Annotated in this window: 17 protein-coding genes and 2 tRNA genes; 5 read left to right on the top strand and 14 right to left on the bottom strand. The window is 69.0% G+C overall.

Going from position 1 to position 26,333, the window contains the following annotated elements; all coding sequences use genetic code 11:
• Positions 1–91 precede the first annotated feature (91 nt).
• From ACWEWT_RS30785 to ACWEWT_RS30775, 3 genes are all read right to left on the bottom strand, one after another.
• Entirely contained in the window at positions 92–532 is a 441-nt protein-coding gene (locus ACWEWT_RS30785) for a nitroreductase/quinone reductase family protein (RefSeq protein WP_452564245.1), read from the bottom strand.
• A 641-nt stretch (positions 533–1,173) separates the two neighbouring features.
• A tRNA-Met gene (locus ACWEWT_RS30780) sits at positions 1,174–1,247 on the bottom strand.
• Between the two features lie 351 nt (positions 1,248–1,598).
• Positions 1,599–1,672, bottom strand: a tRNA-Met gene (locus tag ACWEWT_RS30775).
• Between the two features lie 557 nt (positions 1,673–2,229).
• Between ACWEWT_RS30775 and ACWEWT_RS30770 the strand changes: the two genes are divergently transcribed.
• Positions 2,230–2,565 (top strand): transglycosylase family protein, encoded by a 336-nt coding sequence (locus ACWEWT_RS30770; RefSeq protein ID WP_452564244.1) that lies wholly within the window; start codon positions 2,230–2,232, stop codon positions 2,563–2,565.
• Between the two features lie 512 nt (positions 2,566–3,077).
• Here the strand turns inward: ACWEWT_RS30770 and ACWEWT_RS30765 are convergent.
• A complete protein-coding gene (locus ACWEWT_RS30765; RefSeq protein WP_452564242.1) occupies positions 3,078–6,080 on the bottom strand; it encodes a UPF0182 family protein in 3,003 nt (1,000 codons plus the stop codon).
• 180 nt (positions 6,081–6,260) lie between these two features.
• Here ACWEWT_RS30765 and ACWEWT_RS30760 point away from each other — a divergent pair, with 180 nt between their 5' ends.
• The gene (locus ACWEWT_RS30760; protein ID WP_452564241.1) at positions 6,261–6,854 is read left to right on the top strand and encodes a PPA1309 family protein; all 594 of its coding nucleotides are present in this window, start codon (positions 6,261–6,263) and stop codon (positions 6,852–6,854) included.
• A 416-nt stretch (positions 6,855–7,270) separates the two neighbouring features.
• Here the strand turns inward: ACWEWT_RS30760 and ACWEWT_RS30755 are convergent, their stop codons facing one another.
• Together ACWEWT_RS30755 and ACWEWT_RS30750 are read right to left on the bottom strand one after the other, a co-directional pair.
• Entirely contained in the window at positions 7,271–8,296 is a 1,026-nt protein-coding gene (locus tag ACWEWT_RS30755) for a YlbL family protein (RefSeq protein WP_452564239.1), read from the bottom strand.
• A gap of 90 nt (positions 8,297–8,386) precedes the next feature.
• The gene (locus ACWEWT_RS30750) at positions 8,387–8,617 is read right to left on the bottom strand and encodes a mycoredoxin (RefSeq protein ID WP_452564254.1); all 231 of its coding nucleotides are present in this window, start codon (positions 8,615–8,617) and stop codon (positions 8,387–8,389) included.
• Positions 8,618–8,783: 166 nt separating this feature from the next.
• On the opposite strand from ACWEWT_RS30750, the gene ACWEWT_RS30745 reads away from it, so the two are divergent.
• Positions 8,784–10,910 (top strand): ATP-dependent DNA helicase UvrD2, encoded by a 2,127-nt coding sequence (locus tag ACWEWT_RS30745; RefSeq protein ID WP_452564238.1) that lies wholly within the window; start codon positions 8,784–8,786, stop codon positions 10,908–10,910.
• Positions 10,911–11,615: 705 nt separating this feature from the next.
• The gene (locus ACWEWT_RS30740) at positions 11,616–11,897 is read left to right on the top strand and encodes a WhiB family transcriptional regulator (RefSeq protein ID WP_452564252.1); all 282 of its coding nucleotides are present in this window, start codon (positions 11,616–11,618) and stop codon (positions 11,895–11,897) included.
• 145 nt (positions 11,898–12,042) lie between these two features.
• On the opposite strand, the gene ACWEWT_RS30735 is transcribed toward ACWEWT_RS30740, so the two are convergent.
• The 6 genes from ACWEWT_RS30735 to ACWEWT_RS30710 all read right to left on the bottom strand — a co-directional run bounded on the left by ACWEWT_RS30735 (position 12,043) and on the right by ACWEWT_RS30710 (position 18,196).
• Positions 12,043–13,416 carry an ABC1 kinase family protein gene (locus tag ACWEWT_RS30735; protein ID WP_452564236.1) on the bottom strand — a complete coding sequence of 458 codons (1,374 nt, stop codon included), beginning with the start codon at positions 13,414–13,416 and terminating at the stop codon, positions 12,043–12,045.
• Positions 13,417–13,467: 51 nt separating this feature from the next.
• Positions 13,468–14,331, bottom strand: a complete 864-nt coding sequence (locus ACWEWT_RS30730) for a TOMM precursor leader peptide-binding protein (RefSeq protein ID WP_452564234.1) — start codon at positions 14,329–14,331, stop codon at positions 13,468–13,470.
• Between the two features lie 184 nt (positions 14,332–14,515).
• Entirely contained in the window at positions 14,516–15,967 is a 1,452-nt protein-coding gene (locus tag ACWEWT_RS30725; protein WP_452564232.1) for a zinc-dependent metalloprotease, read from the bottom strand.
• Entirely contained in the window at positions 15,964–16,122 is a 159-nt protein-coding gene (locus ACWEWT_RS30720; protein ID WP_452564230.1) for a hypothetical protein, read from the bottom strand. Before ACWEWT_RS30720 ends, ACWEWT_RS30725 begins: the two co-directional genes overlap by 4 nt.
• Before the next feature lie 36 nt (positions 16,123–16,158).
• Entirely contained in the window at positions 16,159–17,091 is a 933-nt protein-coding gene (gene nudC / locus ACWEWT_RS30715; RefSeq protein ID WP_452564229.1) for an NAD(+) diphosphatase, read from the bottom strand.
• Positions 17,092–17,131: 40 nt separating this feature from the next.
• Positions 17,132–18,196 carry a potassium channel family protein gene (locus ACWEWT_RS30710; RefSeq protein ID WP_452564228.1) on the bottom strand — a complete coding sequence of 355 codons (1,065 nt, stop codon included), beginning with the start codon at positions 18,194–18,196 and terminating at the stop codon, positions 17,132–17,134.
• A 134-nt stretch (positions 18,197–18,330) separates the two neighbouring features.
• Between ACWEWT_RS30710 and ACWEWT_RS30705 the strand changes: the two genes are divergently transcribed.
• Positions 18,331–18,744 (top strand): DoxX family protein, encoded by a 414-nt coding sequence (locus tag ACWEWT_RS30705; RefSeq protein ID WP_452564226.1) that lies wholly within the window; start codon positions 18,331–18,333, stop codon positions 18,742–18,744.
• A 51-nt stretch (positions 18,745–18,795) separates the two neighbouring features.
• Here the strand turns inward: ACWEWT_RS30705 and ACWEWT_RS30700 are convergent, their stop codons facing one another.
• Both ACWEWT_RS30700 and ACWEWT_RS30695 read right to left on the bottom strand, forming a co-directional pair.
• The gene (locus ACWEWT_RS30700; RefSeq protein ID WP_452564224.1) at positions 18,796–22,167 is read right to left on the bottom strand and encodes an ATP-dependent helicase; all 3,372 of its coding nucleotides are present in this window, start codon (positions 22,165–22,167) and stop codon (positions 18,796–18,798) included.
• Positions 22,164–26,318 (bottom strand): PD-(D/E)XK nuclease family protein, encoded by a 4,155-nt coding sequence (locus ACWEWT_RS30695; RefSeq protein WP_452564251.1) that lies wholly within the window; start codon positions 26,316–26,318, stop codon positions 22,164–22,166. The genes ACWEWT_RS30700 and ACWEWT_RS30695 overlap by 4 nt, the downstream gene beginning before the upstream one ends.
• Between the last annotated feature and the right edge of the window lie 15 nt (positions 26,319–26,333).

Below are 26,333 nucleotides of genomic sequence, written 5' to 3'. Positions count from 1 at the left end.
CACCCGTTACGCCAAGCGTGCCGCTTACTACCAGGCCGAACTCACCATCGCCGCGATCGTGCTCTGGTTGCGATGAATTACAGGACAGGCCCTAGGCGCTCTCGACCCTCGGGGTGAGCCGGATCAGCGGGATCTCCCGGGTGGTGCGCTCCTGATAGTCCCCGTAGACCGGGTGGTCGGCGACGATCCGGGACCACAGCGGCGCCCGCTGCTCCGCCGTGAGGATATGGGCGGTCATGGCGCGGCGTGGACCGTTGCGGAACGAAACCTCCACGCTGGGCACTTCCCGAAGGTTCCCGTACCACGCCGGATGAGTCGGATCACCGGCCCTGGACGCGACGATGATGTAGTCGTCACCGTCGACGATCGGCGCGGTCAGCATGACGGAGCGGGGCCGGCCGGTCTTGCGGCCGATCGTGGTCAGTTCCAGCGCCGGCATCCCGAAGTACTCGGTGCCGAAGCGGCCGAAGCTGACCCGCAGCAGCACTCGATGCGCGGCGTTGACCGCCTTCAGCGTGAAATCAGATGGCACGACGCCTAATCCCTCCGGTTCTGGGCAGTCGATCCAGCAAACCAGGTCTGTCACCCACGGGCAACGCGGCGGGCTCGCCCGCTCCGGCGGCGCTGCGCCGCAGCGCTGTCCGTGCTCCATCCGCCCCGCACGCCTCGAAACCACTCGGCCCGTTGACGATCCACAACGTATTTCGCACGAGCTCCGCGGTTCACGGCACCGGCCGGACACCCAGGCCGAATTGCATTGTTGTAATTTACGAGATGCATTTCCGCTATTACTGATCAGGCAGTCCGGAAATCTTCTCGGACCACCTTTTTCGGTGCCCAACGCTACTTGTCGACGATCACCACGCCCCTTTCCTCTATGTAATAGCCGACAGATTGCCCATTGATTAGAAGCCTCAGCCGATCCGGCCACCGAGACCCGCGGTACCCGGCGACGACCTCCCGATCCGAACACACGCACAGGAAGGAAACACAGATTCCACTGTCGCCACCCCGGTCCGCCGCCCCCGCCCGGTACGACGGCGCCCCGCGAGCCGGCCACAGATCCCGGCAGCTCCACCCCGCCGCCGATACCGCGCGGAGCCTCCGTCGACGATCACACACCACAGAAAAGAGAAGGTCCCGGAGAGAATCTCTCCGGGACCTTCTCTGTAGTAGCGGGGACAGGATTTGAACCTGCGACCTCTGGGTTATGAGCCCAGCGAGCTACCGAGCTGCTCCACCCCGCGTTGGGTGTCCTCAACAGTACGCACTGTCACCGGCAACTCCAAAACGTGCCGCTGAGCTGCCCGGGACCATCCGAAAACCGCGTCGCCGAAGACGCCGCAGGCAACGTCCCGACGTGCACACCGGCCCGGATCGCCACAGTCCGCAGGCAGCCACCCGCCGAGGGGCATCGACGGAATGAGAGGAAGGACTCCGAAACCGGGCACAGCGCCCGACGCGTCACTCGGCACACCGGCGCCGCCCATCGGAAGGCATCCACAGCACACGGACGCCGGTACCGATACCGCCGAGTTCGGCGATGTACGAGAAAGAGAAGAGGCCCCGGACCAGCTGGTCCGGGGCCTCTTCTGTAGTAGCGGGGACAGGATTTGAACCTGCGACCTCTGGGTTATGAGCCCAGCGAGCTACCGAGCTGCTCCACCCCGCGTTGGGTGAACACAACATTACACACGGCTTCGGATTACCACCAAATCGCGAGCTCATCGCCACTTTTTCCAGGAAGCGAAGGGCGCGCTCCCCCGCCCGCGAGGTCATCTCCGCCTCCATCGACCACCATCGATATCCCGGCACATCACCGCTCGATACCGATGCTCGACCGGTCGGCATCAGAACGTTAACGGAGCGATTGCCCAACATCTCGAGTGCTATATGCGTGACACGGATTACGATTTTCCAGTGATGCCCGTCACATATTCGTGTCATAGCGGGCATGCCTGGGTACGGGGAAATTCCGGATATGACCTGGAGTTTTCCGCATATTCCCGGTTTGCACCAATCGACGTATTGATAGTTATCGATACGTGATCTGACGAGATTTCTTCGTTACCGTCGTTGCCAGGCCCCGACCAACCGGGACGGGCCGGCCGAACCGGAGAACACCGGTAACCCTGTCCCACGGTTCGGATCAAACCCCGACACATCACCTGGGGACAGGGGCACGCAGCTTCCAACGCGCTGCTGGTGGGCACAGGGAGGGATTCGCATATGACCAAGACCCGAAAGTTCAGCACCCGCGCCCTCGGCATGACCGCTATCGCCGGAGCTCTCGTTGCCGTACCGTTCGGTCTTTCCACGGCCACCGCTTCGGCCTCGTCGGGCAACTGGGACGCCGTCGCCGCATGCGAGAGCAGCGGCAACTGGTCCACCAACACCGGCAACGGCTTCTACGGCGGCCTGCAGTTCACCCAGAGCACCTGGGAGGCCAACGGTGGTTCCGGTAGCGCTGCCGACGCCAGCCGCGAAGAGCAGATCCGCGTCGCCGAGAACGTGCTCGCCACCCAGGGACCCGGTGCCTGGCCGGTGTGCGGTTCGTACCTGTGACCCCTACCGGCGCGCACTGAGCGCGCCGGTACCCGGTGCGTGACGAGAGGCGCTGCCATCCACCCGGATGGCAGCGCCTCTTTCGTACCTCCGGCCACAGCACCGCTGGCCCATACTTCCGCCGGCCCGAACACCCGACCGGCACGGAACGCCCAGCCATCTCGCGAGAGCTCACGTGCTCGGCCCTGCGCACGCATCGGACCGACGGCACCGGCGACTGCCACCGCTGCCTTCGGGCAGGGCTCATACCGGGGACCTCGGAGGTGCGACGCCTGGTCTTTCACCTGATCTCCCCGAGCGGAGGTCGGCTCGCCCTGCACCACCGTGGCGCCGCCACCCGGCGTCGGAGCTCCTGAGCTACGTCCGAGAGCTCCTGAGCTACGTCCGAGCACCGTCGGCCGCGCGGACTACAGGCCGGGCTCACCGAAGAGGCGCCGCCGTCCAGCCGGACGGCGGCGCCTCTTCGGTAGTTCCCGGCTCGCCGGGCAGCACCCGCGCCGGAGCGGTCGCGGCTACCTACCGCCCGCGTCCTGGTACGCCTTCACAGCAGCGTCCAGTTCATCCAGCGCGCGGCCGAACTCCTCGAAGTTGCCGGTGCGCATCGCGGTGCGCACCGCATCGATCTTGCGACTCAGATCCGCCGCCGCGGCGTCCTGAGCAGCCGACCCTGAACTCGCCGGTGGTGGCGTCGCCCCGTTGGCCGCGGGCGTGCCCTGCCCATCGGTTTCGTCGCCCTGGGACTGCTGCGGTGGCGCACTCCCGGGACTGGGCCGGGTGGCCGGATCACCACCGGACGGCGTGGCCAGCGCACCCGCACCGGGTAGCACCTGGTTCAGCGCGTCGGCAAGAGTCGATCCGTAACCGACCTTCACGCTGCCGGCCTGATCGCGATAACTGACCAGCACCCGCAGCAGCTGCGGGAACGTCGCCGTGTTCTGCCCGGTATTGCGTTCGTTGTAGAACGGCTCCACGTACAGGATGCCGCCGTCGGCCACCGGCAACGTGAGCAGGTTGCCGTATCTGATCTTGTTCGAGTTCGACAGCAGCGTCTTCTCCTGGGAGACCTGTGGCGCTGTCGTCATCGTGTTCTGCGTCTGCTGCGGACCCTGGGTCTGCGTATCGGTCGGCAACTGCAGGATGCGGAACTTCCCATAACCGTCGGGATCGGAACGCACCGATATATAGGAGGACAGGAACTGCCGGTTGTACCCGACCATCGCGCTGGTCAGGTTGAACGCCGGCTTACCGGTCTCCGGGTCGCCCAACAGCACGTAGTACGGTGGCTGGCTGGCCGATACGCCCTCCACGGTCGGGTCGGCAGGTACCGACCAGAACGCGTTGTTGGTGAAGAACTCGCGCGGATCATCCACGTGGTACTTGGTCAGCATCTCGCGCTGCACCTTGAACAGGTCCTCCGGGTAACGGAAGTGTTCGCGCAACTCGGGGCTGATCTGATCCTCCGGAATCACCGCGTCCGGGAACACACCCCGCCAGGCCTGCAGCACGGGATCGCTCGAATCGGTCTCGTACAGCTTCACGGAGCCGTCGTAGGCATCGACGGTGGCCTTGACCGAGTTGCGGATATAGCTGACCTCTTTACGCGGCAGCAACCGGCCGGTGCGCTGATCGATACTGTCCTCGACCGCGCCCTCGAGCGAGGTCGTCTGCGCGTAGGGGTAGTTGTCCAGCGTGGTGTAGGCGTCGACGATCCAGACGATGCGCCCGTCCACGACGGCCGGATAGGCGTTACCGTCCGGTGTCAGCCACGGCGCAACCTTCTCCACCCGGTCGCGCGGCGACCGGTTGTAGAGAATCTTCGAATCGCCACTGATCGCCGACGAGAACAGGATGTTGCGTTCGGCGTACTTGGCCGCGAACGCGAGCCGGTTGAACCAGTTCCCGATCGGTACACCGCCGGAACCGTCATAGGTGAAACGGGCCTGGTCGGTGTCGTACTCGCGCGGGTTCTGGCCTTCCTCGGCGCCGACGATGGCGTAATCGGGATCGGACTGCGAGATCAGCTCGCCGTAGTAGATACGCGGCTGGTCCACCTTGATCCGCTGCTGGTCCTTCGGCGTGAACAGATCGCTGACCAGGAAGATCGGATAACCCGAATCGCTGCTACCACCCGCCGCGTTGGGGTCCTCGGACTGCGGCCGGTTGACCCGGTTGGCGGGCGCGGCGACGAAACCGTTGCCGTGCGTGTAGACCGTGTGCTTGTTGATCCAGTCGGTCTGGTTACCGCTCAGGGTGGCCGGGGACAGTTCGCGGGCCGCGACGATGTAGTCCTGGACCTGGCCGTTGAGCTCGTACCGGTCGATATCGAGCGTCTCGGGGAACCCGTAGAAGTTCTTCAGCTGCCGCAACTGGGTGAACGTCGGGGACAGGATGTTCGGATCGAGCAGCCGGGCGTTGGCGATGGTGGCATGGTCCACCGGCACATTCACCGGATTCTTGCTGCTCTCCCCCTTGTAATCGACGTATTCGATCTTGTCGTCGGTGATCCCGTAGGCCTGGCGGGTGGCATCGATATTGCGCTCGATGTACTCGCTCTCCTTCTCCGCCGCGTTCGGCCGCACCGAGAACTGCTCGACCATGAGCGGCCACACCGCGCCCACCAGCACCGAGGAGAGCACCAGCAGGGCCGCCGCCATCGCGGGCACCCGCAGATCCCGCAACACGATCCCGGCGAAGAACGCCAGCGCGCAGATGACCGCGATGGACAGCAGGATCAGCTTGGCCGGCAGCACCGCGTTGATATCGGTGAAGGAACCACCGTTGAAAGTGGGTTCCTTCCGGCTGCTCATCAGCAGCTGATACCGGTCGAACCAGTACGCGACGGCTTTCAACAACACGAACACACCCGCCAGCACCGCCAGCTGGACCCGGGCCGGGGTGGTGAGCACACCCTCCCGACCGGTCAGCCGCAGGCCGCCGAAGATGTAGTGCGTCACCAGATTCGCGAAGAACGCGATCACCACGGCGACGAAGAGCCAATTCAGCACCATCCGGTAGAACGGCAGATCGAAGGCGTAGAAGCCCACGTCGAGCCCGAACTGCGGATCCGTACGTCCGAAGGAGCCGCCATGCAGGAACAACTGCACGGTGACCCAGTTCGACTGGGCGACCAGCCCGGACAGGATCCCCAGCAACGCCGGGGTACCCAGCCCGAACAACTTCAGCTTGCCCAGCACCGTCGTCCGGTACCGGGCGATGGGATCACCGGCGCCCGAAGTCGGCACGAAGACGGGGCGGGACCGGTAGGCCAGCAACAGCGCGAGCCAGACGATCGACCCGACCACGAGTGCGACCACCGCGAAAACCGCGATCCTGGTCAGCAACACGGTCAGGTACACCCCGCGGAAATCGACCTCCCCGAACCACAACCAGTTCGTATAGGTGTCGATGAGCCGGGGCCCTACCAACAGCAGTGCGGCCAGCACCACCGCCGCCACCAGCAGCAGACGGCTGCGCCGGGACAGCGATGGTAAACCGGCGGGGGGGCGCATGCCCACGATGCCACTCTCCAGGGTCCGGCGGCGAGTGAACCGGTGCGCCACCGGCCGCTGCACCGCAGTCCGAATTGTTGCGGTCGGGCCCTGCACGGACCCTCTGCGCCCACTTTACGGAAAACGGACATCTTCGCGACCACAGGGTTGGGGCGGTGTCGTGCCGGCGGATGCGAGGATGGTCCGGTGAGCGCCGATCTGCATGCCGAAATCGTCCTTGCCCGTTCCGTCCACGAGGTCGCGGAGTTCGTGGACGCCGAGGGCTGGGAAAGATCACCGCAGATGTTCGCGCTGGTCAGAACCGCGGATCTGGTGGCCGCCGAACCCGCGCTGATCGATCAGGTCGACGCGGCGGACGAGCTCACGCCGATCGCCCAGGACCCCCTGCCCGATCATGTGGCCGGCGGATCGATGGCGCTGGACGAATTCCTCGCCACCACCAGCTGGCCCCCCGCGGTCGCCGGCTGTGTCCTGGTCCAGGAGATCGTGGTACTCCCGCCGGACGCCGAGAACGATCTCGACGAGGCCCTCACCCCGTTGCTGGCCGACGCGGACGCCGCCGACGCGGCCGGCCGGGCCGCCGCCCACGCGCATCCGGGACGACGGGAAGCCCGGCTGTTCGCGGCCGTGCTGCGTACGGGAAACAGCCTGTGCCTGCTGCAGTTACGACCCGCCGAAGACGAAGACCCGGACGCCGACCTCGATCTGCGCACCTACCCCAACCTGGCGCCGAACCTGGTGGAAGCGCTACGGCATACGTTCGAAGACACCGGGGAATAGCTGTGTTTATGGCGGTGCCTCCGGCACCGCGTGGTGGGGCCCTATCAACCCCGCCCATGGATGCCGACCGTCCGGAAGAGTGAGGCGGTGGTGGGGTGGGGGGCTCGGCTGTAGCCGGGTGAGTCACTGCCGGAACTCGAGCGCCTCGGGCCGCGCCTGACGCATCGGTGGGTGGGCCTGCCACGTACGCCGGCCACTCGGCAGAGTGGTGGGTGGGTCCAGTTCAGGGCTCGGCTATGGGCAGACGAGCCACTGCTGGTCTGGAGCGGGGCCGGACAAGACGGGGCAGCGCTGCGGCGACTCCGGTCGACCCCGAGATTTCTTCTCACGCTCGACCACGCCCGAGAAACGACGCGTAGTTCCGACTACACACGCCGGCCGTGCGGCGCAGGTGGTGTGCGTGCCGGGTGCGGGTCTCAGCTGCAGCTGGGCGCGGCCTGGCCCGCCGACAGATCCTCCAGCGCCTGCACCGCGCCGGCCAGGGTCTCCACCCGCACCAACCGCAGGCCGTCGGGGATCCGCTGGCTCGCCTCGTTGCAGTTACCGGCCGGGACCAGGAACGTCTCGGCGCCGGCCTCCCGGGCAGCCATCATCTTGTACTGGATACCGCCGATCGCGCCGACTTTGCCGTCCTGGTCGATACTGCCCGTGCCCGCGATGAAGGAACCGCCGTCCAGATCTCCGGGGCTCAACTTCTCCACCAGGGCGAGGCTGAACATCAACCCGGCCGACGGGCCGCCGATATCGGCCAGATTGAAATCGATCTGCATGGGCGGGGCCGCCGATTCGGTGGGTGTCAGCCCCAGGAAACCCTTGGCCGCGTCGTCGGGCCGGGCGCCGAGGGTGATACCGGCGGTCTGTTCGGCGCCGTCGCGCCGGTACACCACCGTCAACACGGTCCCGGGAGCCCGGCTCGACACCTCGGTCACCACGTCCTGAGTGGTCGCGACCGGTTTACCGTTCACGCTCACGATCTGATCCCCGGGCCGCAGCACATCGTGGGCGGGGCCGTCCTCGGAGACCTCGTGCACCAGCACCGCGGTCGGCAGATTCAGCTGATGCATGGCCGCGACTTCGGCATTGCTCTCCGAGGTGGCGAAATCCTGTTCGTTCGACTCGTCGACTTCCTCGCGGGACACCCCGGGCGGGTAGACCTCGGCCCGTGGCACGATCCCGTGCCGGCCGCTCACCCAGAAACCGAGCGCCTCGAAGATCGTCAGTCCGTCCCGTACCGCGACCGTGGTCATGTTCAGATGACCGTTGGTCCGGTCCACCTCCGCGCCCGACACCTGCACGACCTGCAGACCGTCCACTTCGCCCAGCGTATCGAAGGTGGGTCCGGGACCCAGCGCCACGAACGGCACGGTGTACACACTGCCCACCACACCGAACAGCAGAACGGGGAACAGGGCGACCAGGAGCGTGATGAGCCGACGATTCACCCGGTCAACACTAGCCATCCGGACCCGCACAATGCGGGACAGGCACGCGAGCGCGAGCCACGAGATCGGCTACCGGCCGGCCGGCGCGGATCAGCTCTGGCGCGCGAGCGCCTGCTTCACCTCGGCCAAGGACGGATTGGTAGCGGTGGACCCGTCCGCGAATTTCAGGGTCGGCACGACATGGTTGCCGTTGTTCACACTTCCCACGAACTCCGCCGAAGCCGGATCCTGCTCGATATCGACCTCCACGTAACTGATCCCGGCCTCTTTGAGCTGGGTCTTCAACCGGCGGCAATAACCGCACCAGGTGGTCGAATACATGGTCAGGTCCGCAGTCACGTCAGTCACGAACAGAGCAACACCGGGGTGCTCGCGTTTATTGCAGGGTCCATCGGCGAGACCGCGGGGTCTCGATTCCGCGCCGCCGAAGACACCACCCGGGTGCACCGGCGCCGCCCGTCCCGTGCTCTCGAAATACACTGCTCCGGTGGGCGCAGTCGATCTATCCGAGTTGGACCCGGAGCAGGCCGCCGCTGTCCGCGCACCGCGGGGGCCGGTCTGCGTGCTCGCCGGCGCCGGTACCGGGAAGACCCGCACCATCACGTACCGCATCGCACATCTGGTGGCGGCCGGGCAGGTACGGGCGGATCAGGTGCTGGCTGTCACCTTCACCGCACGCGCGGCCGGGGAACTGCGCGGGCGGCTGCGGACGCTGGGGCTCGGGGACGCAGCATCGACCGTGCAGGCCCGCACCTTCCATGCCGCCGCGTTGCGGCAGTTGCGGTATTTCTGGCCGCAGGTGGTCGGCGAAGTGCCGTGGCGGATGCTGGACAGCAAATTCCCGGTGGTCGCCCAGGCCGCGAACCGGGTGGGTCTGGCCTCGGGTACCGAAAGTGTGAAGGATCTGCTCGGCGAGATCGAATGGGCCAAATCGTCGCTGGTGGCGCCCGAGGACTACGCTGCCGCGGCCGCGGCCCATCGGCGGGAGACACCGTTCGCTCCCGCCCGGATCGGGGAGGTCTACGCGGCCTACGAATCGGTGAAGACCACACCGGAGGGGCTGCTGCTGGATTTCGACGATCTGCTGCTGCACACCGCCGCCGCACTCGAGGACTATCCGTCGGTCGCCGACGAGTTCCGCGAACGCTACCGGTGTTTCGTCGTCGACGAATACCAGGATGTCACTCCGCTGCAGCAACGAGTGCTCGATGCCTGGCTGGGCGAACGCGACGATCTCACGGTCGTCGGGGACGCGAACCAGACCATCTACTCCTTCACCGGCGCCGGGCCCGGGCAGCTGCTGGACTTCTCCCGCCGGTTCCCGGACGCGACCGTGGTCCGGCTGGAACGCGACTACCGCTCCACCCCGCAGGTCGTCGATCTCGCCAATCGGGTGATCGGGATGGCGCAGGGCCGGATCGCGGGCACCCGGCTGCAGCTGGTGGGTCAGCGAGCGGACGGGCCGGAACCGGAATTCGCCGGATACGACGAACTCGCCGTCGAGGCCGCCGATGTGGCGCGGCGGATCGACGATCTGCTGGCCGCGGGCACACCGGCCGCCGAGATCGCCGTGCTTTACCGGATCAACGCGCAATCGGAAGCCTACGAACAGGCGCTGACCGAGCGCGGAATCGCCTATCAGGTGCGCGGCGGCGAAGGGTTCTTCCAGCGGCCGGAGGTACGCCAGGCTGTTCAGGAGCTGCGCCGGACGACGGCTCGCGACGACCTGCCCGCGGCGGCCTCCTCCGGGAAGAAACTGATCAGCCTGGTCCGGGCGGCCCTGGCCCCGATCGGGCTCACCACCTCGGCGCCGGCGGGCGCCCAGGCTCGTCAGCGGTGGGAGTCGCTGGTGGCGCTGGTCCGGCTGACCGAGGACCTCGTCGAACACGAACCGGAGCTGACGGCGGCCGGGCTGCTGCGTGAACTGGCCGCCCGCGCCGAAGCACGGCATCCACCGACCGTGCAGGGTGTGACACTGGCCTCACTGCACGCAGCCAAGGGCTTGGAGTGGGACGCGGTGTTCCTGGTCGGGCTCAGCGACGGCACCCTGCCCATCTCCTACACCCTGAACGGCGACGGCTCGGTCTCCGATATCGCGGCCCTGGAAGAGGAGCGTCGGCTGCTGTATGTGGGCGTCACCCGCGCCCGGATCCATCTCCGGTTGTCCTGGGCGTCGAGTCGCGGTGACGGTGATCGCCGGACCCGGCGCCGTTCCCGTTTCCTCACCGGATTGGTACCCGACAACTCACCCGCCTCCCGAATAGCCGCGCCGCCGTCGCCGGCCAACGACGCGAACCGCCCGGTGTGCCGGATCTGCGGTCGCGCGCTGCTCGATTCGGAGACACTGCTGCTGCGCCGATGCAAGAACTGTGTGGGACAACCGGATACGGAACTGCTCGGCGCCCTGCAGGACTGGCGGCGGGAGAAGGCCGCCGAACTGGCGATCGACCCGCGCGGGATCCTGGGTGTGAACACGCTGACCGCCATCGCCGAGCAGTTGCCCGAGGACGAAGCCGCGCTGGCCGCACTGGGTATCGGCGAGAGCAAGATGCGCAGATACGGTGCGGAGGTACTGGCCATCATCCGGTCCCGGCGCCGCTCGATCTCCCGCTGATCGCGCCGCTCGATCCAGCGCTGATCGCGACTCCGGCGGAGATCCCGGCAAAACCGCAGGTAGAAAATAGGTTGTCGAGTCCGGCGAGATTGCTTAAGGTGGAAATCGCGCTCGGGAGGGTACATCCACGCGCACACTGAAGAACAGTCCACATCACGACCACGAGTACAGGAGGGAGGCAGTCAGATGAACGGCACAACGAATTACGGCTTCGTCGCCGTAACGCCGAATATGCGGTCGTCAGCGGCTGCTTCCCGGGGGTTCCTCGCTTTGCAGGGGACCGGCCTGTCCTGCCTCGATTTCGCCGATGAGCAGGCGCGTATCCGCTATTCGCATCAGCAGAACATCGTCGAACCGCAGGACCAGTCCGTCGCGAACTGGCACCCGGGGGCTGCAGTCGCAGCTGCCGGCTCCTTCGCTATCGATCCCGTCATTGCACCCGCAGTGGCAGATAAGCGAGCGGAAAGCCTTCGCAAAGGACACCCAGCGACCGTGAACAGGCGGCCCCACAGCCGACCAAGGTAGGGATCAACCCCACACCTCCTGGCCACGGGACGCAGATGCGGAACCGTGGCCAGAATTATTTCCGGCCTTCAGCCCACAAGGCATCGGTTCCGCAGAACGAACACCGAACCGCTGCACAACAAGCTGAAGGAGAACGACGTGGTCACCACCACCCAGAGCTGGCCGTCGGCCACCACTGATGTGGCGTGTAGCACCGTGGCAACCGATCCCGCGGACCAGCGGCTTCCTGTCCTGCCCTGCCGGGCCGGGAACCCCGACCTCTGGTTTGCCGAGAGCCCGGTCCAGCTGGAAGAGGCCAAGGCGCTGTGCGCGGCCTGCCCGATCCGTAAGGGCTGCCTGACCGCGGCCATCGATCGGCGGGAGCCGTGGGGCGTCTGGGGCGGCGAGATCTTCGATCAGGGGGTCGTCATCGCCCGTAAGCGCCCGCGGGGCCGGCCGCGCAAGGTCGCCAGCTGTGTCTGACAGGGATTCCGTGTGCCCCACGGGTACACACCGACACCGGAAACGAGCCGCTCATCGCTTCGCCGATGAGCGGCTCGTTCGCTTGTGCGGTGATATCGACGGCCGCGCCCACCGCGCGTGATATCCGCCTGTACCGGAACGCTTTTCAGGCGCTGTCGCGCTGCTCCCGGAAGCCGGGCAGCCAGGAGGAGGCCAATTGCATGAACGGCACCTCGGCATCGAGTTGAGCGCAGATACCGATCGACCCGCCGAGCACGCGGAAGATCATGACGTATTCGGCCGGCAGCACCATCGCCCGCGCGGTCTTCATCTCCGGGGAGGAGTAATCGGTCGCCTTACCCGCCACGCGCTGCATCCAGCGCCGGGTGAAGTGGAACGATTCGGTGCGGATCGGGTCGGTGAAGGGGCGCAGGTAGTCTTCGATCTCGGTCTCGGTGAGCGTCTTACCCGGCAGCACCCAGCCGTTCGCGTGCAGGATCTTCGTCAGTTCGCCGTATTCCTCGGCGACGGCCAGGGCCAGGATCCGGCCCAGCAGCTCCGGGAAACCGCCGGGCAACGGCGCACAGGCACCGTAATCGATCACCGCGAGCTTGCCCTCCGGGGTGATCATGAAGTTGCCCGGATGCGGGTCGGCGTGCAGCAGGCCCACCGTTTCGGGGGCCGAGAAATGGAACCGGCCCATCAACCCGGCCACCCGGTTGCGCAGGAGGCGAGTGCCCGCCGGATCGGCCTGTCCGGCACTGATGACGGCGGAAACCGGTGTGCCGTCGAGCCATTCGCTGACGATCACCTTCGGGGCGCTGGCGACCACCTTGGGGATCACGAATTCGGGATGCCCGTCGTATGCCTTGCTGAAAGCCCGCTGATTGGCGGCTTCGTTGCGGTAGTCCAGTTCTTCTTCGGTGCGCTCGGTGATCTCGGCGAGCAGCGGTTTCACATCGGCGCCGGGAATGACCTTCGCGAACAGGCCGGTCATCCGGTTCAGCGTGCGCAGGTCGGCGCGCAATGCTTCGTCCGCACCCGGGTACTGCACCTTCACCGCGACCGGACGGCCGTCCGCCCAGACGGCCTTGTGCACCTGGCCGATACTGGCCGAGGCGGCCGGGGTGTCCTCGAACTCCTGGAAACGTTTACGCCAATCGGTACCGAGTTGCTGGTCGAGGACCCGGTGCACGGTGGCGGCGGGCATCGGGGGCGCGGCGGCCTGCAGTTTGGTGAGCGCCTCCCGATAGTGCTCACCGAACTCCTCCGGAACCGCGGCCTCCATCACACTCAGGGCCTGGCCGAACTTCATCGCGCCGCCCTTGAGCTCGCCGAGCACCGCGAACAGCTGTTCGGCCGCCTTCTGGTTGAGCTCGGTGTTGATCTCCTTACGATCCCCGCCCGCGAGCTTCTTGCCGAAACCGACCGCTGCGCGCCCCGCTACCCCGAGCGGAATCTTTGCCAACTTCGCATTGCGGGACATGGGCCGGCGCACGATCTCAGACACTCCCCCATAATGGCCGACAACCCGGGGCATCTGCCACGGAAAACCGCAGAGAATTACCCTCGGCGCCGAATGTGAATGTCATCACACGCTCGCTCCGGTGCCGTTCCCGAGACAACCGCAGCGGGGATGCGGCGCCCAGGATCGGCGGTCGAGGAACCGGGTATCGAGGTCGAGTTCGAGCGTCCGATCGAGCGTTTCCGGTGCTCGGCCCGGCTCGCAGGCGATGATCGTCTCCAATTCGCCGAGGGCCAGCGCGGCCACCGCGGCGATACCAGCGGGGCTGGCATGGCCGGTCCGTCCGAGAAGTTGCGCGGCCAACCGCGGCCACTCCGCGTCGTGGTCGACCCGCGTCAGATCCGCGCAGCGCAGGCAGCTGGTGCGCCCGGGCTGGACCAGTGGGCCGACGATCCCCTTACCGTCACGGAGCCGGACGACCAGATGCGCCGTCCGCGTATCGGACAGATCGCGCACCAACCGTGGATCGGGGATCAGTGTGTCGGCCAGGACCACCAGATCGGCGGGGCGGCTCCGGCCGCCGACAGCGCCGCGGTATTCGCGTGACCGCTGCGGACGGATCCCCATATCGCGCAGGCCGGCGGTGATCGCGTCGGTGAGCGGGCCGATTCCGTGCACCCGGATCGTGCGTACGGAACCGGCGGGCCGGGGCGGGTGGACCAGCAGACCCGCGCTATCGATCACCTCGAACAGGACCGTGGCCTGCCCGGGTTCCAGACCGAGCGCGCGGGACTGCCAGATGATCGCGGGTCTGCTGTTCAGCCCGTCGATCAGGCGGAGGAACCCGAGAACCTGCTGCGTTTCCAGGCCCGGTACCTCGCAGAGTAGGGCGGTATCCGGATCCCAGCCGAGTTGGACCTGCCCGTTGGAGCGGACCAGGATCGGCACCCGGGGATGCAGGAGTGGACCGCGGGGCCGGAGCGTCGTCATATGAGCAGTATGCGAGCGACGTTGCGGCGCAACGGGTTCGCCGGACCGGTTTGTCCACAGGTTCGCAGCCTGTGGACAAACCCTGTTCACGCAGGTGAGGGCCTATCCGCTACACCTCTTACGGGGCTCACGGAAAACAGCGCGAAATCGGTCCCGGAGAACTCCGTATCGGGGCCGTCCCCCGCTAGGCCCGACCGGGACCGGGATCTTCCGGATCCGTATCGGGACGCTGTTCGCCGTCCTCGGCGTCGGCGCCACCCGCGGATTCCGTATCGGCGCCGGACTTCCCGGCGGCCGCCTCGCGTTCGGCGGCCTCGGTCGCGGCCAGCTGAGCGAGCGGATCGTCGAAAACGCCGGCGCCGCCACCGATCACCGAATCGATGAAACCCGCGGGCGCGTCGAGATCGGCGGCGTCGGGAAGCAGATCGGGATGCGCCCACACACCGTCGCGCGCGGCGGTTCCGGCATCGTCGGTGAGGCGCTGCCACAGCGTCGCCGCCTCGCGCAGTTTGCGCGGCCGCAGTTCCAGACCGACCAGCGTGGCGAAGGTCTGTTCGGCGGGCCCGCCGGTGGCGCGCCGCCGGCGCAGTGTCTCGGCCAGCGCGCCCGCCCCGGGCAACCGGTCGCCCACCGCGGCGGCCACCACCACCTGTACCCAGCCCTCGATCAGGGCGAGCAGGGTCTCCAGCCGGTCCAGGGCCTGTTTCTGCTCGGGCGTGGTCTGCGGTTCGAAACTGCCCTGGGCGAGAATCTCCTCGAGTTTGGACGGATCGGTGAGCGCGGACGGATCGAGATTGCGCGCGGCGTCCTCGAGCGCGGAGAAATCCATGGTGATCCCGCGCGCGTAGTCCTCCACGGCCCCCAGGACCTGCTGACGCAACCAGGGCACATGGACGAACAGCCGCTGATGGGCGACCTCGCGCGCGGCGAGGAACACCATGATCTCGCTCTCCGGCTGTTCGAGTCCTTCACTGAACTCCGAAATGGCGGTGGGCAGCAGCGCGGCGGTACCGGCCGGGCCGAGCGGCAGACCGATATCGGTGCCGGTCAGCACCTCCTTCGCCAGCTGCCCCAGCGCCTGGCCGAGCTGCGAACCGAAGGCCAGCCCGCCCATCTGCCCCAGCATGCCCATCATGGGGCCGGCCATATCGCGGGCTTCCTCGGGCAGCCCGGCAGTCCACATCCCGGAGATCTGCTGGGCCACCGGATCGCACAGCCGCTGCCAGGTGGGCAGCGTTTTCTCGATCCAATCGTTCGCGGTCCAGGCGACGGTATTCGTCGCACCGGCCGGGAAGGTGGTCGCATCGTCGAGCCACAGTTCGGCCAGATGCGCGGCGTCGGCGACCGCCGCGGCGGTACCACTGGACACCGGCGGGACGGTTTTGCCGAGTTGCTGACGGGCCAATCGCTTGGCCACGTCGTAGTTCACCGGGCCACTGCCACCGCCGGTCATACCCTGGCCCATACCGCTGAGCATCTGGCCCAGCGACGAGAGCATCTGGCCCAGCGACGCGGGATCGAACCCGGCACCGCCGGCACCGAACCCGAAGGGATCGTTACCGCCGCCGCCCGGTTTGTCGCCGCGGCCGCGATCGTCGTCGTCGCCCTGCGAGAATCCGAACGGGAGATCGCTCATTCCGCCTCACCCGCCGGCATGACGTCCGGGTGCTGTCCGGGGAGCGCGCGCGAACCGTGGCCGGCCGGCGCTTCGTGAAGCTGCATGTCGTCCATAGTAGGCGCGACGAACCGGCCGGTCCGCCCCGCCGGACGGTCTTCGCGCAGGGTGAACATCGCGGCGCACCGGAAAAGGGTGCCGCGGCGCGCCGGTCACCGGCCGGCGGCCACCCAGGATTCCACGATCGTCCGGGCGATCGATATCGACCCGGGCAGCAGCAGCCGCGCGCCGGTGACCGGCGCGGCCGCACCGTCCTCCGGCCGCGCCCGCCAGCTCCCCGCCGCGAGCGCGCCGCGCACTTCGTCGCGGGTGAACCAATGTGCCTCGGCGATCTCACCGTCGGAGAAGACCAGCGGCTGCGCGGGGTCGGCCTGCGCACAGAACCCGAGCATCAGCGACCGCGGGAACGGCCAGGGCTGGCTGCCCAGATATTCGATATCGCGGACATCGAGCCCGACCTCCTCGCGCATCTCCCGTTCGACGCAGCGTTCCAGCGACTCCCCCGCCTCCACGAACCCCGCCAGCAGCGAGAACATCGTCTCCGGCCAGCTCGCCTGCCGGCCCAGCAACACACGGTCGCCGCCGTCGTGGATGAGACAGATCACGGCGGGGTCGGTCCGCGGGAAATCCTCCCGCCCGTCCTCGGCCAGCCGGGACCAGCCACCCTTGGCCGGTACGGTCGGCGTGCCGTCGATTCCGTGGAAGGCGGCGCTGGCGTGCCAGTTGATCAGCGCGAGCGCGGCCGACAGCACCCCGGCGGTGAAATCGTCGATCGGCGCGTCGGCCAGCTGGCGCAGATCCCGCAACGTCCCGGTGAGCGAACCGTCGGCGACCGCCCACAGGTGGACACCGTTGTCGACACCGAGGAATACGGCCTCGGGGCTGGGTTCGGCCGCGAGCTCGAGGGCGGAATCCCAGATCAGCGCACCCGATTCGAAACGCACCGCACCGCGCCGCCCGACCCGTAACAGCCGGGCGGTGGCCCAGCCCTCTTTCAGCGCTTGCGCGTCGGCGCGCAGATGGTCGGCGCGGTCGAGCGCCGAACGGGACAGCAGGGGAATCTGGTTGAGCTGGAAGACGGCCACGTTTCGAGACTATCCCGACCCGGTAACGGCCGCGCCGGGGTCAGCGGGCGCGACGGATGTAGAGCAGTTTGTCGCCGGATTCCAGGGCATCGACCGACGGTTCCCCGACCCGGACCAGCTCACCGGCCCGCACGACACCGAGCACGATATCGCTGAGGTGCCGGGGTGACCCACCGACCTCACCGGGTTCGACCTCGCGTTCGGCGACCGCGAAACCGTGCTCCGGGGTCAGCAGATCCTCCATCATCTCCACGACGCTGGGGGTGGTGGTCGCGATCCCGAGCAACCGGCCGGTGGTCTCCGAGGACACCACCACCGAATCGGCACCGGACTGCCGCAACAGGTGGGTGTTCTCCGATTCGCGGATCGAGGCGACGATCTTGGCCTTCTTGGTGAGTTCCCGGGCGGTGAGCGTGACCAGGACCGCGGTGTCGTCCCGGTTGGTCGCCACGATCACCGAGGCGGCGTTCTGCACACCCGCCAACCGCAGGACATCGGATTGGGTGGCCGAGCCGTGCACGGTGACGAGCCCGGCGGTCGAGGCTGCTTCCAGGCTCACCGCGTCGGTGTCGACCACGACGATATCGGCGGGTTGTACGCCGTCACCGAGCATGGCGTCGATAGCGGTGCGGCCCTTGGTGCCGTACCCGACGACGACGGTGTGATTACGCACGGTGCGCCTCCAACGCTGGATCTTCAATGCCTGACGGGAACGTTCGGTGAGTACCGCCAGTGTGGTACCGACCAGGACGATGAGGAACAGCACTCGCAACGGGGTGATGACGAAGATGTTCACCAGCCGGGCCGACGGGGTGACCGGTGCGATATCGCCGTACCCGGTGGTGGACAGCGATACGGTCGCGTAGTAGAAGGCGTCCAGCAGGGTCACCGAATCGTCGGCGCTGTCCCGGTAACCGTCACGGCCGAGATAGACGACGAATGCCGCGGCACACAACAGCCCGACCGCGAACAGCACCCGCCGGGTCAGCGATATCCACGGGCTGTTCTGGACCTCCGGGATACGAAGCAGGCCGACCAGCGCGAAATCCGGTGGCTCGGCCGCGCCGCGGGCCCGGCTCCCGAGATCGGCGAAACGCGAAGTCACCGGCGCCGCCCTTCACCGGCCCGGCCGTCCCGCACACCGGTCACCCTCAGTCCCTCCGACACAGCTCGGGAGCCTACCCGTTCGCCCGCCGTCACGTCGGACACGCTGTAGGGGCGGGTATCTATGGTGGTGCCATGGCAGATATCACCCCGGCGGGCGCACCGGATTCCGGTCGCACCCCGGCGCTTCGACTGGCCGCGCTGCTCATCGGCGCCGGCGTCCTGCACTTCGTGGCTCCCAAACCTTTCGATTCGACCATTCCCCCGCAGTTGCCCGGAAAGGCGCGCACCTACACCTATTGGTCCGGTGTCGCCGAGATCGGCGTGGGCACCGCCCTGCTGATCCCGCGCACCCGCCGGCTCGGCGGCCGACTGGCGGCATTGCTGTTCATCGCGGTGTTCCCGGCGAATATCCAGCTCGCGGTGGACACCCTGCGTAATCCGAAAGCACCGTCGGTACTCAAGGCGGTCTGGCTGCTGCGCCTGCCCATGCAGTGGCCGCTGGTCTCCCGGGCGCTGGCCGTGAGCCGCCGCGCGCCGCGGGACTGATATCCGACGAGCGCGCCTGGCGTTCCGGCAGGATCCGGCGCGCCGGGCCGGCTAGTTCCCGGCCGCGTCCCCGCGAGTCGGTTCGGTGAGCAGCGCGACCAGCTCCGCCGGACCCGGTAGGCGCTCGGGCGCGACGGTGCGACCGCTGCGCACATAGTGGAAGGCGGCACCGATCCGCCCGAGCATCCGATCCTCGGTTTCCCCGGTCCGCGCGGCCAGCAACCGCGCCCAGGCGAGCCGGTACACCGCCAGCTGCACCGCCACCGCGGCTTCGTCGGCGGGACCGGGCTCGGCGCCGGTCTTCCAGTCGACGACGGTCCAGCCGCCATCGGGTTCGGCGAACACCGCATCCATCCGGCCGCGGATCACCACCCCGGCGATGGTGGTCTCGAACGGCACCTCCACCTCCACCGGGCGCCGCGCCGACCAGCGCGAGGACAGGAAGGCGTCCTGCATCCGGGCCAGTTCCGCATCGGCCGCGGCCCCCGCATCGGCGGCGCCGGGGAGGTCGTCCAGGCCGGGCAACTGATCGGTGGCGAACCAGCGTTGTACCCACGCGTGGAAAGCGGTGCCGCGGCGCGCCATCGGGTTGGGCGGGTACGGGAGCGGGCGGCGTAGCCGCGCGGCCAGCCGGCCCGGATCGGCACGCATCTCGACCAGCGCGGTGGCCGGCAGCTGGGTCGGCAGTTCGACCTCGGCCGCCGCGGCCGCACCGGCCCGGTACTCCGCGAGCAATGCGTCCACATCGGCGATCCAGCCGTCGGGATCGTCATCGGGTTCGGGTGCATCCGCGCCGTCGGCGAATTCCGTCAGCGCGGCATGGACGAGTGCGGCGCCCGCCTCGATCTCCGCGCGGCGGTCACCGAGCGGATCGCCGGGCCAGGTGGCGGTCACCGGGGTGGCGGCCAGCGGATTCGGGGCGCCGGGTTCGGGTTCGACGGCCCAGTGCGCGATCTCGACTCCGCTACCGGGCAGTTCGGCGGCGGCTTTCACCTCGAGCAGGAATTCCGAGGGGCCCTTGGGTTTGTCGCCGGTTTCGGGCCAGTGGTGGGCCGAGACCAGCAGGGCTCGTTCGGTGCGGGTGAGCGCTACGTAGAACAGGCGCCGGTCCTCGTCCAGTCTGCGCCGGGCCAGCGCCTCCTTGTGCGCGGTGAGTCCGCGTTGCAGTTCGGCGCGATCGGTGACCTCGGACAGATCGAGCACCGGGACCCCGTCCGGTGCCTCCGCGGTGGCCCGATCGCCGCGCAGCGTCGTGGGAAGTTCGGCCAGGGCACCGAGCCAGGTGTTGACCCCGCGGGTGGACGGGAACACATCGCGGGTGACATGGGGTACCGCCACGACCTCCCATTCCAGCCCCTTGGCCGCGTGCACGGTGAGCACCTGGACCCGATCCGGGGCGACCTCGACCTCACCCGGTTCCAGTCCGTTCTCCACCGATTCGGCGGCAGTGAGGAAGGCGAGCAGGCCGCCCAGGTTCGCCCCGGAGTCGCCCGCGTATCCGGCGACCACCTCGGCGAAGGCATCCAGGTGTTCCCGGCCGGCACCGGCACCGGCCAGCGCGCGTCGCGCCTGGGTCTCGACGCCGACGCCGATGGTGCGTTCCACATCGGCGACCAGTTCGGTCAGTGGTTGCGCGGCCCGTTCGCGCAGCGTGGCCAGTTCCCGGCCCAGTGCGGTGACCCGCCGGTACCCGGCTACCGAATAGCGGTCCGGCGGACCGGGGTCGGCGATCGCGTCGGCCAGACCGGCGCGTTCGGCGGGTTCGGGAGCGACCTCGTGCAGGGCCGCCGCCAGGCTGGTGGAGTCGGTGATATCGCCACCGGGGTCGCGGCTGATCGACAGTTCGCGGGCACGCCGGGCCAGCGCGGCCAGATCGGCGCTGCCCAGGCGCCAGCGGGCGCCGGTGAGAATCCGGACGGCGGCACTACCGGCGGCCGGATCGGCGATCAGGCGCAGGGTGGCGACGATATCGGCGACTTCCGGTGTCGACAGCAATCCGCCCAGGCCCACGATTTCGACCGGCAGCCCGCACGCCCGGAGCTCCTCGGCCAGTTCGGCGGCATCGGCATTGCGGCGGATCAGGACCGCGGAGGTGGGCGGCGGCCGTTCGGCCGCGCGGGCCGCCGCCCATTCGGCGGCGATCCGTTCGGCGATCCAGCGGCGTTCATCGGCAACCGAATCGGTGAGTGCGAGCGCGACGGCACCCGGCTGCGCACCGGGTTTCGCGCGTAACGCGTCGACCGTGACCCCGCCGCCGGCCCGGGCCGCCCCGCGCAGCGGTTCCACGACCATATTCGCCAGCTCGAGCGCCTCGGGCGGGTTGCGCCAGCTCGTGAGCAGCGGTAGCACCGGCGCCGGAACACCCGGGCCGACGGGGAAATCGGTCGTGAAACGCGGCAGGTTGGCGGCCGAGGCCCCGCGCCAGCCGTAGATGGACTGCATGGGATCGCCGACCGCCGTCACCGAGAGCTCGGGGGCCCGGGTACGCGGCCCGCGGGACCGCTCCGGATAGCCGGCACCGAACAGCGCGGACAACAGGATGCGCTGGGCATGGCCGGTGTCCTGGTACTCGTCCAGCAGCACCAGCCGGAATCGGGCGCGTTCGGCCGCGGCCACCTCGGGATGTTCGGCGGCCAAGCGGGCCGCCAGTGACATCTGGGCCCCGAAATCCAGCGCACCGCGCTGGTGCAGCGTCTCCCGCAGTTGCTGGACCAGTGGGAGCAGCGCCACCCGCTCGCGCTGCGCGCGCAGGACGGCGAGCAGATCCTTGTTCGGGCCACCGCGCTGCCGCGGGCCGGGCGGGAGAGTGTGCACGAGTTTCTCGAGTTCGGTGTGCGCTTCGGCGAGTTCCTCGGGTTCCACCAGATGCTCGGCCAGCTGACCGGACAGCGCGAGCACCGCTTCGGTCACCGTCAACGGCGACCGCTCGGTCTCGAGGTCTCCGTCCCAGCCGCGCACCACCTGGTGGGCGAGCTGCCACAACTGGGTTTCGGTGAGCAGCGCGGCCGACGGTTCCACCGGGAGCAGCAGACCGTGCTCGCCCAGCAACCGGCCGGCGTAGGAGTGGTAGGTGCTGATCTCCGGTTCCGCGCCGGCCAGGGTGCTACGCAGTTCACCGGAGGGATCGAGATCGCGCAGCAACCGGGATCCGGCCAGCCGGGCCAGCCGGGTACGGATCCGGGCGGTGAGCTGCTGGGCCGCCTTACGGGTGAAGGTCAGCCCGAGCACCTCCTCGGGCGTGACCAGCCGGTTGGCGACCATCCACACCACCCGGGCCGCCATGGTCTCGGTTTTTCCCGCCCCGGCCCCGGCCACCACCAGGGCCGGGCCCGGGGGCGCGGCGATGACCGCGGCCTGTTCGGCGGTCGGTGGCGGGAGCCCGAGCGCGTCGGCCAGCCGGCCGGGCGAGACCCGGGCGCTCACTCGTCGGTCACCTGACGCCCGGCGTCCTGCACCGGGCAGCTGTTCTTCACGGCGCAGTGCCGGCAGCCTTCGTTGCGGATGGCCAGGAAGCCGGGGCCTTCGGTACTCGCCGCTGCCGCGTGGATGGTTTCGCGCCAGGTATCCAGCGCTTCGGCGTCCAGCGCCGGCTGGACGCGTTCCTTGGCGACCCCGCTGGAGGACGGCAACCCGACATACACCAGCCGGGCTCCACCGGGTTCGGGATCGGTGGTCCCCTCGTCCAAGGCTCCCGCGGCCGCCGCGACCTGGTAGGTCGCCAGCTGCGCGTGCTGGGCCGCGTCCGCCTCGCTGACCGGATTCTTGCCCGTCTTCACATCGACGATCACGAACCGGCCCTCGGCATCACGTTCCAGCCGGTCGATCCGGCCGCGGATCCGGACTTCGGGCGCGTCGGCGGCCGGAGCGGGCAGTACACAGTCGACCGATACCTCGATACCGGCCTGGGTCAGTTCGCGGCGGGTGTTGCGCACCCAGGCGACGAACGCGTCCAGCATGGCTTCGGTGCGGCGCAGTTCCTGCCGGGAGTACCAGTTGGTCTCCGGATCGATATTCGACCAGCTCTCGGCGAGTTCGGCACGGACCTGCTCGAGCGGTACCCGGCCCGCCAGCGCCTGGACCAGGGTGTGCACCAGAGTTCCCTTGACGGCGTAGGGATTGTCCCCGTCCGAACCGCCGTTACGTTCCAGCGCCCAGCGCAACGGACAGGTCCGCAGCAGTTCCACGGTCGACGGGGACAGCGCGATCGGCGCGTCGTCCTCCCACAGGGACTCGCTGGAGCTGAGTCCGGGTACGCCGTACCAGTCGTCGGGTGCGGTACCCGGAATTCCGGCGAGCGCGAGCCGGGCCAGCTGCCGGGCGGCGCGGCCGCGGCGTTCGGCACCGGCCCCCGGATCGCAGACCGCGGCGCGTAATTCGGCGATGAGCGCGTGCAGGGCGAGTACCCGGCCGGGTTCGGCGATCGGGAGAGCGCCCGGCTCACCGTCGGTAGCACCGCCGAGCAGTTCGGCCAGGAACCGGGAGGGGACCAGATCGCGGTCGCCGGTCACCGATTCCACCGCGGTCACCAGCAGCGACCGCCGGGCGCGGCTGCACGCCACGAACAGCAGCCGGCGCTCCTCGGCCAGGATCGGCGCGGCACGACTGACCCGTTCGGTGATCCCGGCGATATCGTCCACCAGATCCTCGGTGTGCAGCAGCGTGCCCCGCGGCCGGGGGTCGGGCCAGATCCCCTCCTGCACCCCGGCGACGGCCACGACCTCCCATTCCCGGCCGGCCGCCGCATGGGCGCTCAGCAGATCCACCGCCTCCTCCCGGTGCGATCGCACCGCCCGGTCGTGCGGTATCTGCTGCTGGAGCAGATATTCGACGAATCCCTCGATGGTCGCGCCCGGCAGCCGGTCGGTATAGGCGGCCGCCGCGTCGAACAACGCGACGGCCGCGTCGAGATCGCGGTCCGCCTGCATCCCCGCCGCGCCGCCGCGCCGGGATTGCGCCAGCCAGCGCCGTTCCAGCCGCGATCCGGTCCACAGCGCCCACAGCACATCCTCGAGCCCGCCGCCGTCGCGCCGGACCCGGCGCGCGCGGTCCAGTGTGCGGGCCGCCCGGTTCAGGGGCGCGATCTCGACCTCGGTGAGTCCGGCCACGATGCGGTCGTCGCCGGCGCCGAGCAGCAGATCCCGCAGCACTTCCACCGAAGGCCGGTCGGGGACGGGGGCAACGCGGGTCGTCTGCCCAGCGGGGTCACCCGGGTGGTGCTGCGCACCGCCGGTATCGCCCCCCTGTCCCTGGTCGCCGATGCCGATCTGCCACCGGGCCTGCACATCTCGCTCACCGGCACCCGGATGCCCGGTGACCTGGTCGGGGCCACCTGTCGGGCTCTCCTGCCCACCCACCGGAATTCCGGATTCGCGCCGGGCGGCGCGGGTCTCCGGCGCTGCCGCCGGACCCTTCGATTCGCTTCGAACAGTGCGGGTTTCCCGGCGCACCGCACTATGCGTGCCGGTATCGGTGGCATCTGGCGGCTCGGTGGCGAGCCGGTCGGCCGATTCGGCAGCCGGCCCGGTGGCCGACCCGGTGGGACGCTCCCCGGCCGATCCGAAGGCTTGTCCCTCGGCCGGCTCGGCGACCTCCCCATCAGCCGGTTCGGCAGCATGCCTGTCGATCGGGTGCGGCTGCTCCGGTGGGAATTCCTCGTCGTCCGGCGGCTCCGGTGGGAGGCCGTCCCAGGGATCCGCGGAGTAGTTGTCGTCGAGCCCGTACCAGTCCGCGTCGGCCACATGCCGACTGATATCGGCGAAGGGGTCCCGGGGCGGAAGGTCCGCGGTGGGATCGTCGGCGGACTCCGGGTCGAGGACCGGCGGCTCATCGACCGGTTCGAGCGGGAAACCCGCCGCCGCCGTGTCCGAGCCGGCGGTGCGGGCGAGTTCCACCGCGGTGCGGCGGATACCGCGGCGCAACCGGCGCAGCGCGATCGAATCGGCTCCGCCGAGCGGTCCGGCCAGCAGATCGAGCGCCTCGTCGGGGCCGAAGAGGGATCGGGTGGAACCCGCACCGCGTGGTGTCGCCTCCCCGGCGAGTACCGCTCGCAGCGCCAGCAGCATCCAGGCCGCGCCGCGGCGACGCGCCAGCGGCATATCGTTCGCGGGCTGCGCGATCGGGACCCCGGCCGCCAGCAACGCCCGCCGCAGCGGCGGCAGCAGCAGCGGTACCGACCGCACGACCACGGCCATCTGCGACCACGGCACCCCTTCGGTGAGATGCGCGCGGCGCAGATGGTCCGCGATCAGCGAGGCTTCCTTGGCCGGACTGCCCAGCACACGTACCCGGACCTCCGCCGGAGCGGGCGGCTCGGCGCCGGGGTCCGGCGGCGCTTCACCACGCTCCGCCGGGCCGAGATCGGCCCGGACGACTCGATGGGCGGCAGCGCCCGGCAGCCGGGACGCGATCCGGGCCGTGGCGGTATTGATCGCCGGACCCGACCGGTGGTTGTCGTAGAGGACGATGCGCCGCGCCGCCGGTACCTCGAGTTCGGTGAGGAACCGGGCATCGGCACCGCGGAAGGTGTAGACGGCCTGATCGGGATCACCGGCGACGACCGTGGTCGCGGCACCGGCGGCCAGCACCCGGACCAGCAGCGCAGCCTGCGGATCCAGATGCTGCGCGTCGTCGACCAGGAGACATTGCAACCGGGCCCGTTCGGCCGCCAGCAGTTCGGCATCACCGGCCAGCGCGTCCAGGGCCGCGCCGACCAGTTCCGCCGCGTTCAGGGCGGGCGCCGATGCCTCCGGTGCGGCCACCCCGACCGACCAGCGCAGCAGCATGGCCTGTTCGTAGCGCAGCGCGAAACCACCGGCGGCCACCCAGTCGGGCCGGTCGCGACGCCGCCCGAGTTCGATCAGGCCCTCCGGGCCCAGACCGCGTTCGGCGGCCCGCAACATGAGATCGCGCAGTTCGTCGGCGAAACCGGTCAGGCCGAGCGCGGGCTGTAACCGCCGCGGCCACAGATCCCCGGCTCCGGCGGCGATATCGGCCAGATCACCGCGCAACATCTCACGCAGTACCGCGTCCTGTTCGGCACCGGTGAGCAGCCGCGGCGGTGGGTTTCCGTATCGCGCGGCCTGGCGCCGCAGGATCCCGAAGGCGTAGGAGTGCACAGTGCGGGCCAGCGGCTCCCGGGTCGCACCGGCGACGCCCCGCACAGCAGAATCGGGAAGCGGGGACACCGGTTCGGGGAGCACGAACAAGGAGTCGGTGCCGATCGAGTCGTCCGCCGTCGCGGGTTCCGCGACCACCGGGGCGCACACCGACCAGTGGTCCAGCCGTTCGGTGAGCGCGTCCCGGGCGGCACCGGCCGCCTGTTTGGAATGGGTGAGCAGCAGCACCGATTCCGGATCCGCCCCGCCCGCGATCCGCGTGGCCGCCACATCCACCAAGAGCGCGGTCTTCCCGGTACCCGGGCCGCCCAGCACCCGCCAGATCCGATTCGCGCCCGGTCGCGCGGCGGTCGCGGGCGGGGTGCCGGCGAACAGCGCGCCGAGGTCGGCGCCCCAGGTCCGAGCCCGGGGAGCCGCTGCCTTCCGGCGCACCAGCCGCACCGGCCTATCCGAACGCACCACGACGGCTATTGC

This window comes from Nocardia sp. NPDC003963, from assembly GCF_053605105.1.
Note: the sequence above shows the minus strand (reverse complement) of the source record. Positions and strands in the feature narration are given on the sequence as shown.

Bases quoted from the DNA above. Each gene is read 5' to 3' on its own strand.
- ACWEWT_RS30770 (WP_452564244.1), top strand. From the start codon at position 2,230: ATGACCAAGACCCGAAAGTTCAGCACCCGCGCCCTCGGCATGACCGCT.
- ACWEWT_RS30750 (WP_452564254.1), bottom strand. From the start codon at position 8,617: ATGTATTCGACCACCTGGTGCGGTTATTGCCGCCGGTTGAAGACCCAG.
- ACWEWT_RS30735 (WP_452564236.1), bottom strand. From the start codon at position 13,416: ATGCCCCGGGTTGTCGGCCATTATGGGGGAGTGTCTGAGATCGTGCGC.
- ACWEWT_RS30730 (WP_452564234.1), bottom strand. From the start codon at position 14,331: ATGACGACGCTCCGGCCCCGCGGTCCACTCCTGCATCCCCGGGTGCCG.
- ACWEWT_RS30725 (WP_452564232.1), bottom strand. From the start codon at position 15,967: ATGAGCGATCTCCCGTTCGGATTCTCGCAGGGCGACGACGACGATCGC.
- ACWEWT_RS30720 (WP_452564230.1), bottom strand. From the start codon at position 16,122: ATGTTCACCCTGCGCGAAGACCGTCCGGCGGGGCGGACCGGCCGGTTC.
- ACWEWT_RS30705 (WP_452564226.1), top strand. From the start codon at position 18,331: ATGGCAGATATCACCCCGGCGGGCGCACCGGATTCCGGTCGCACCCCG.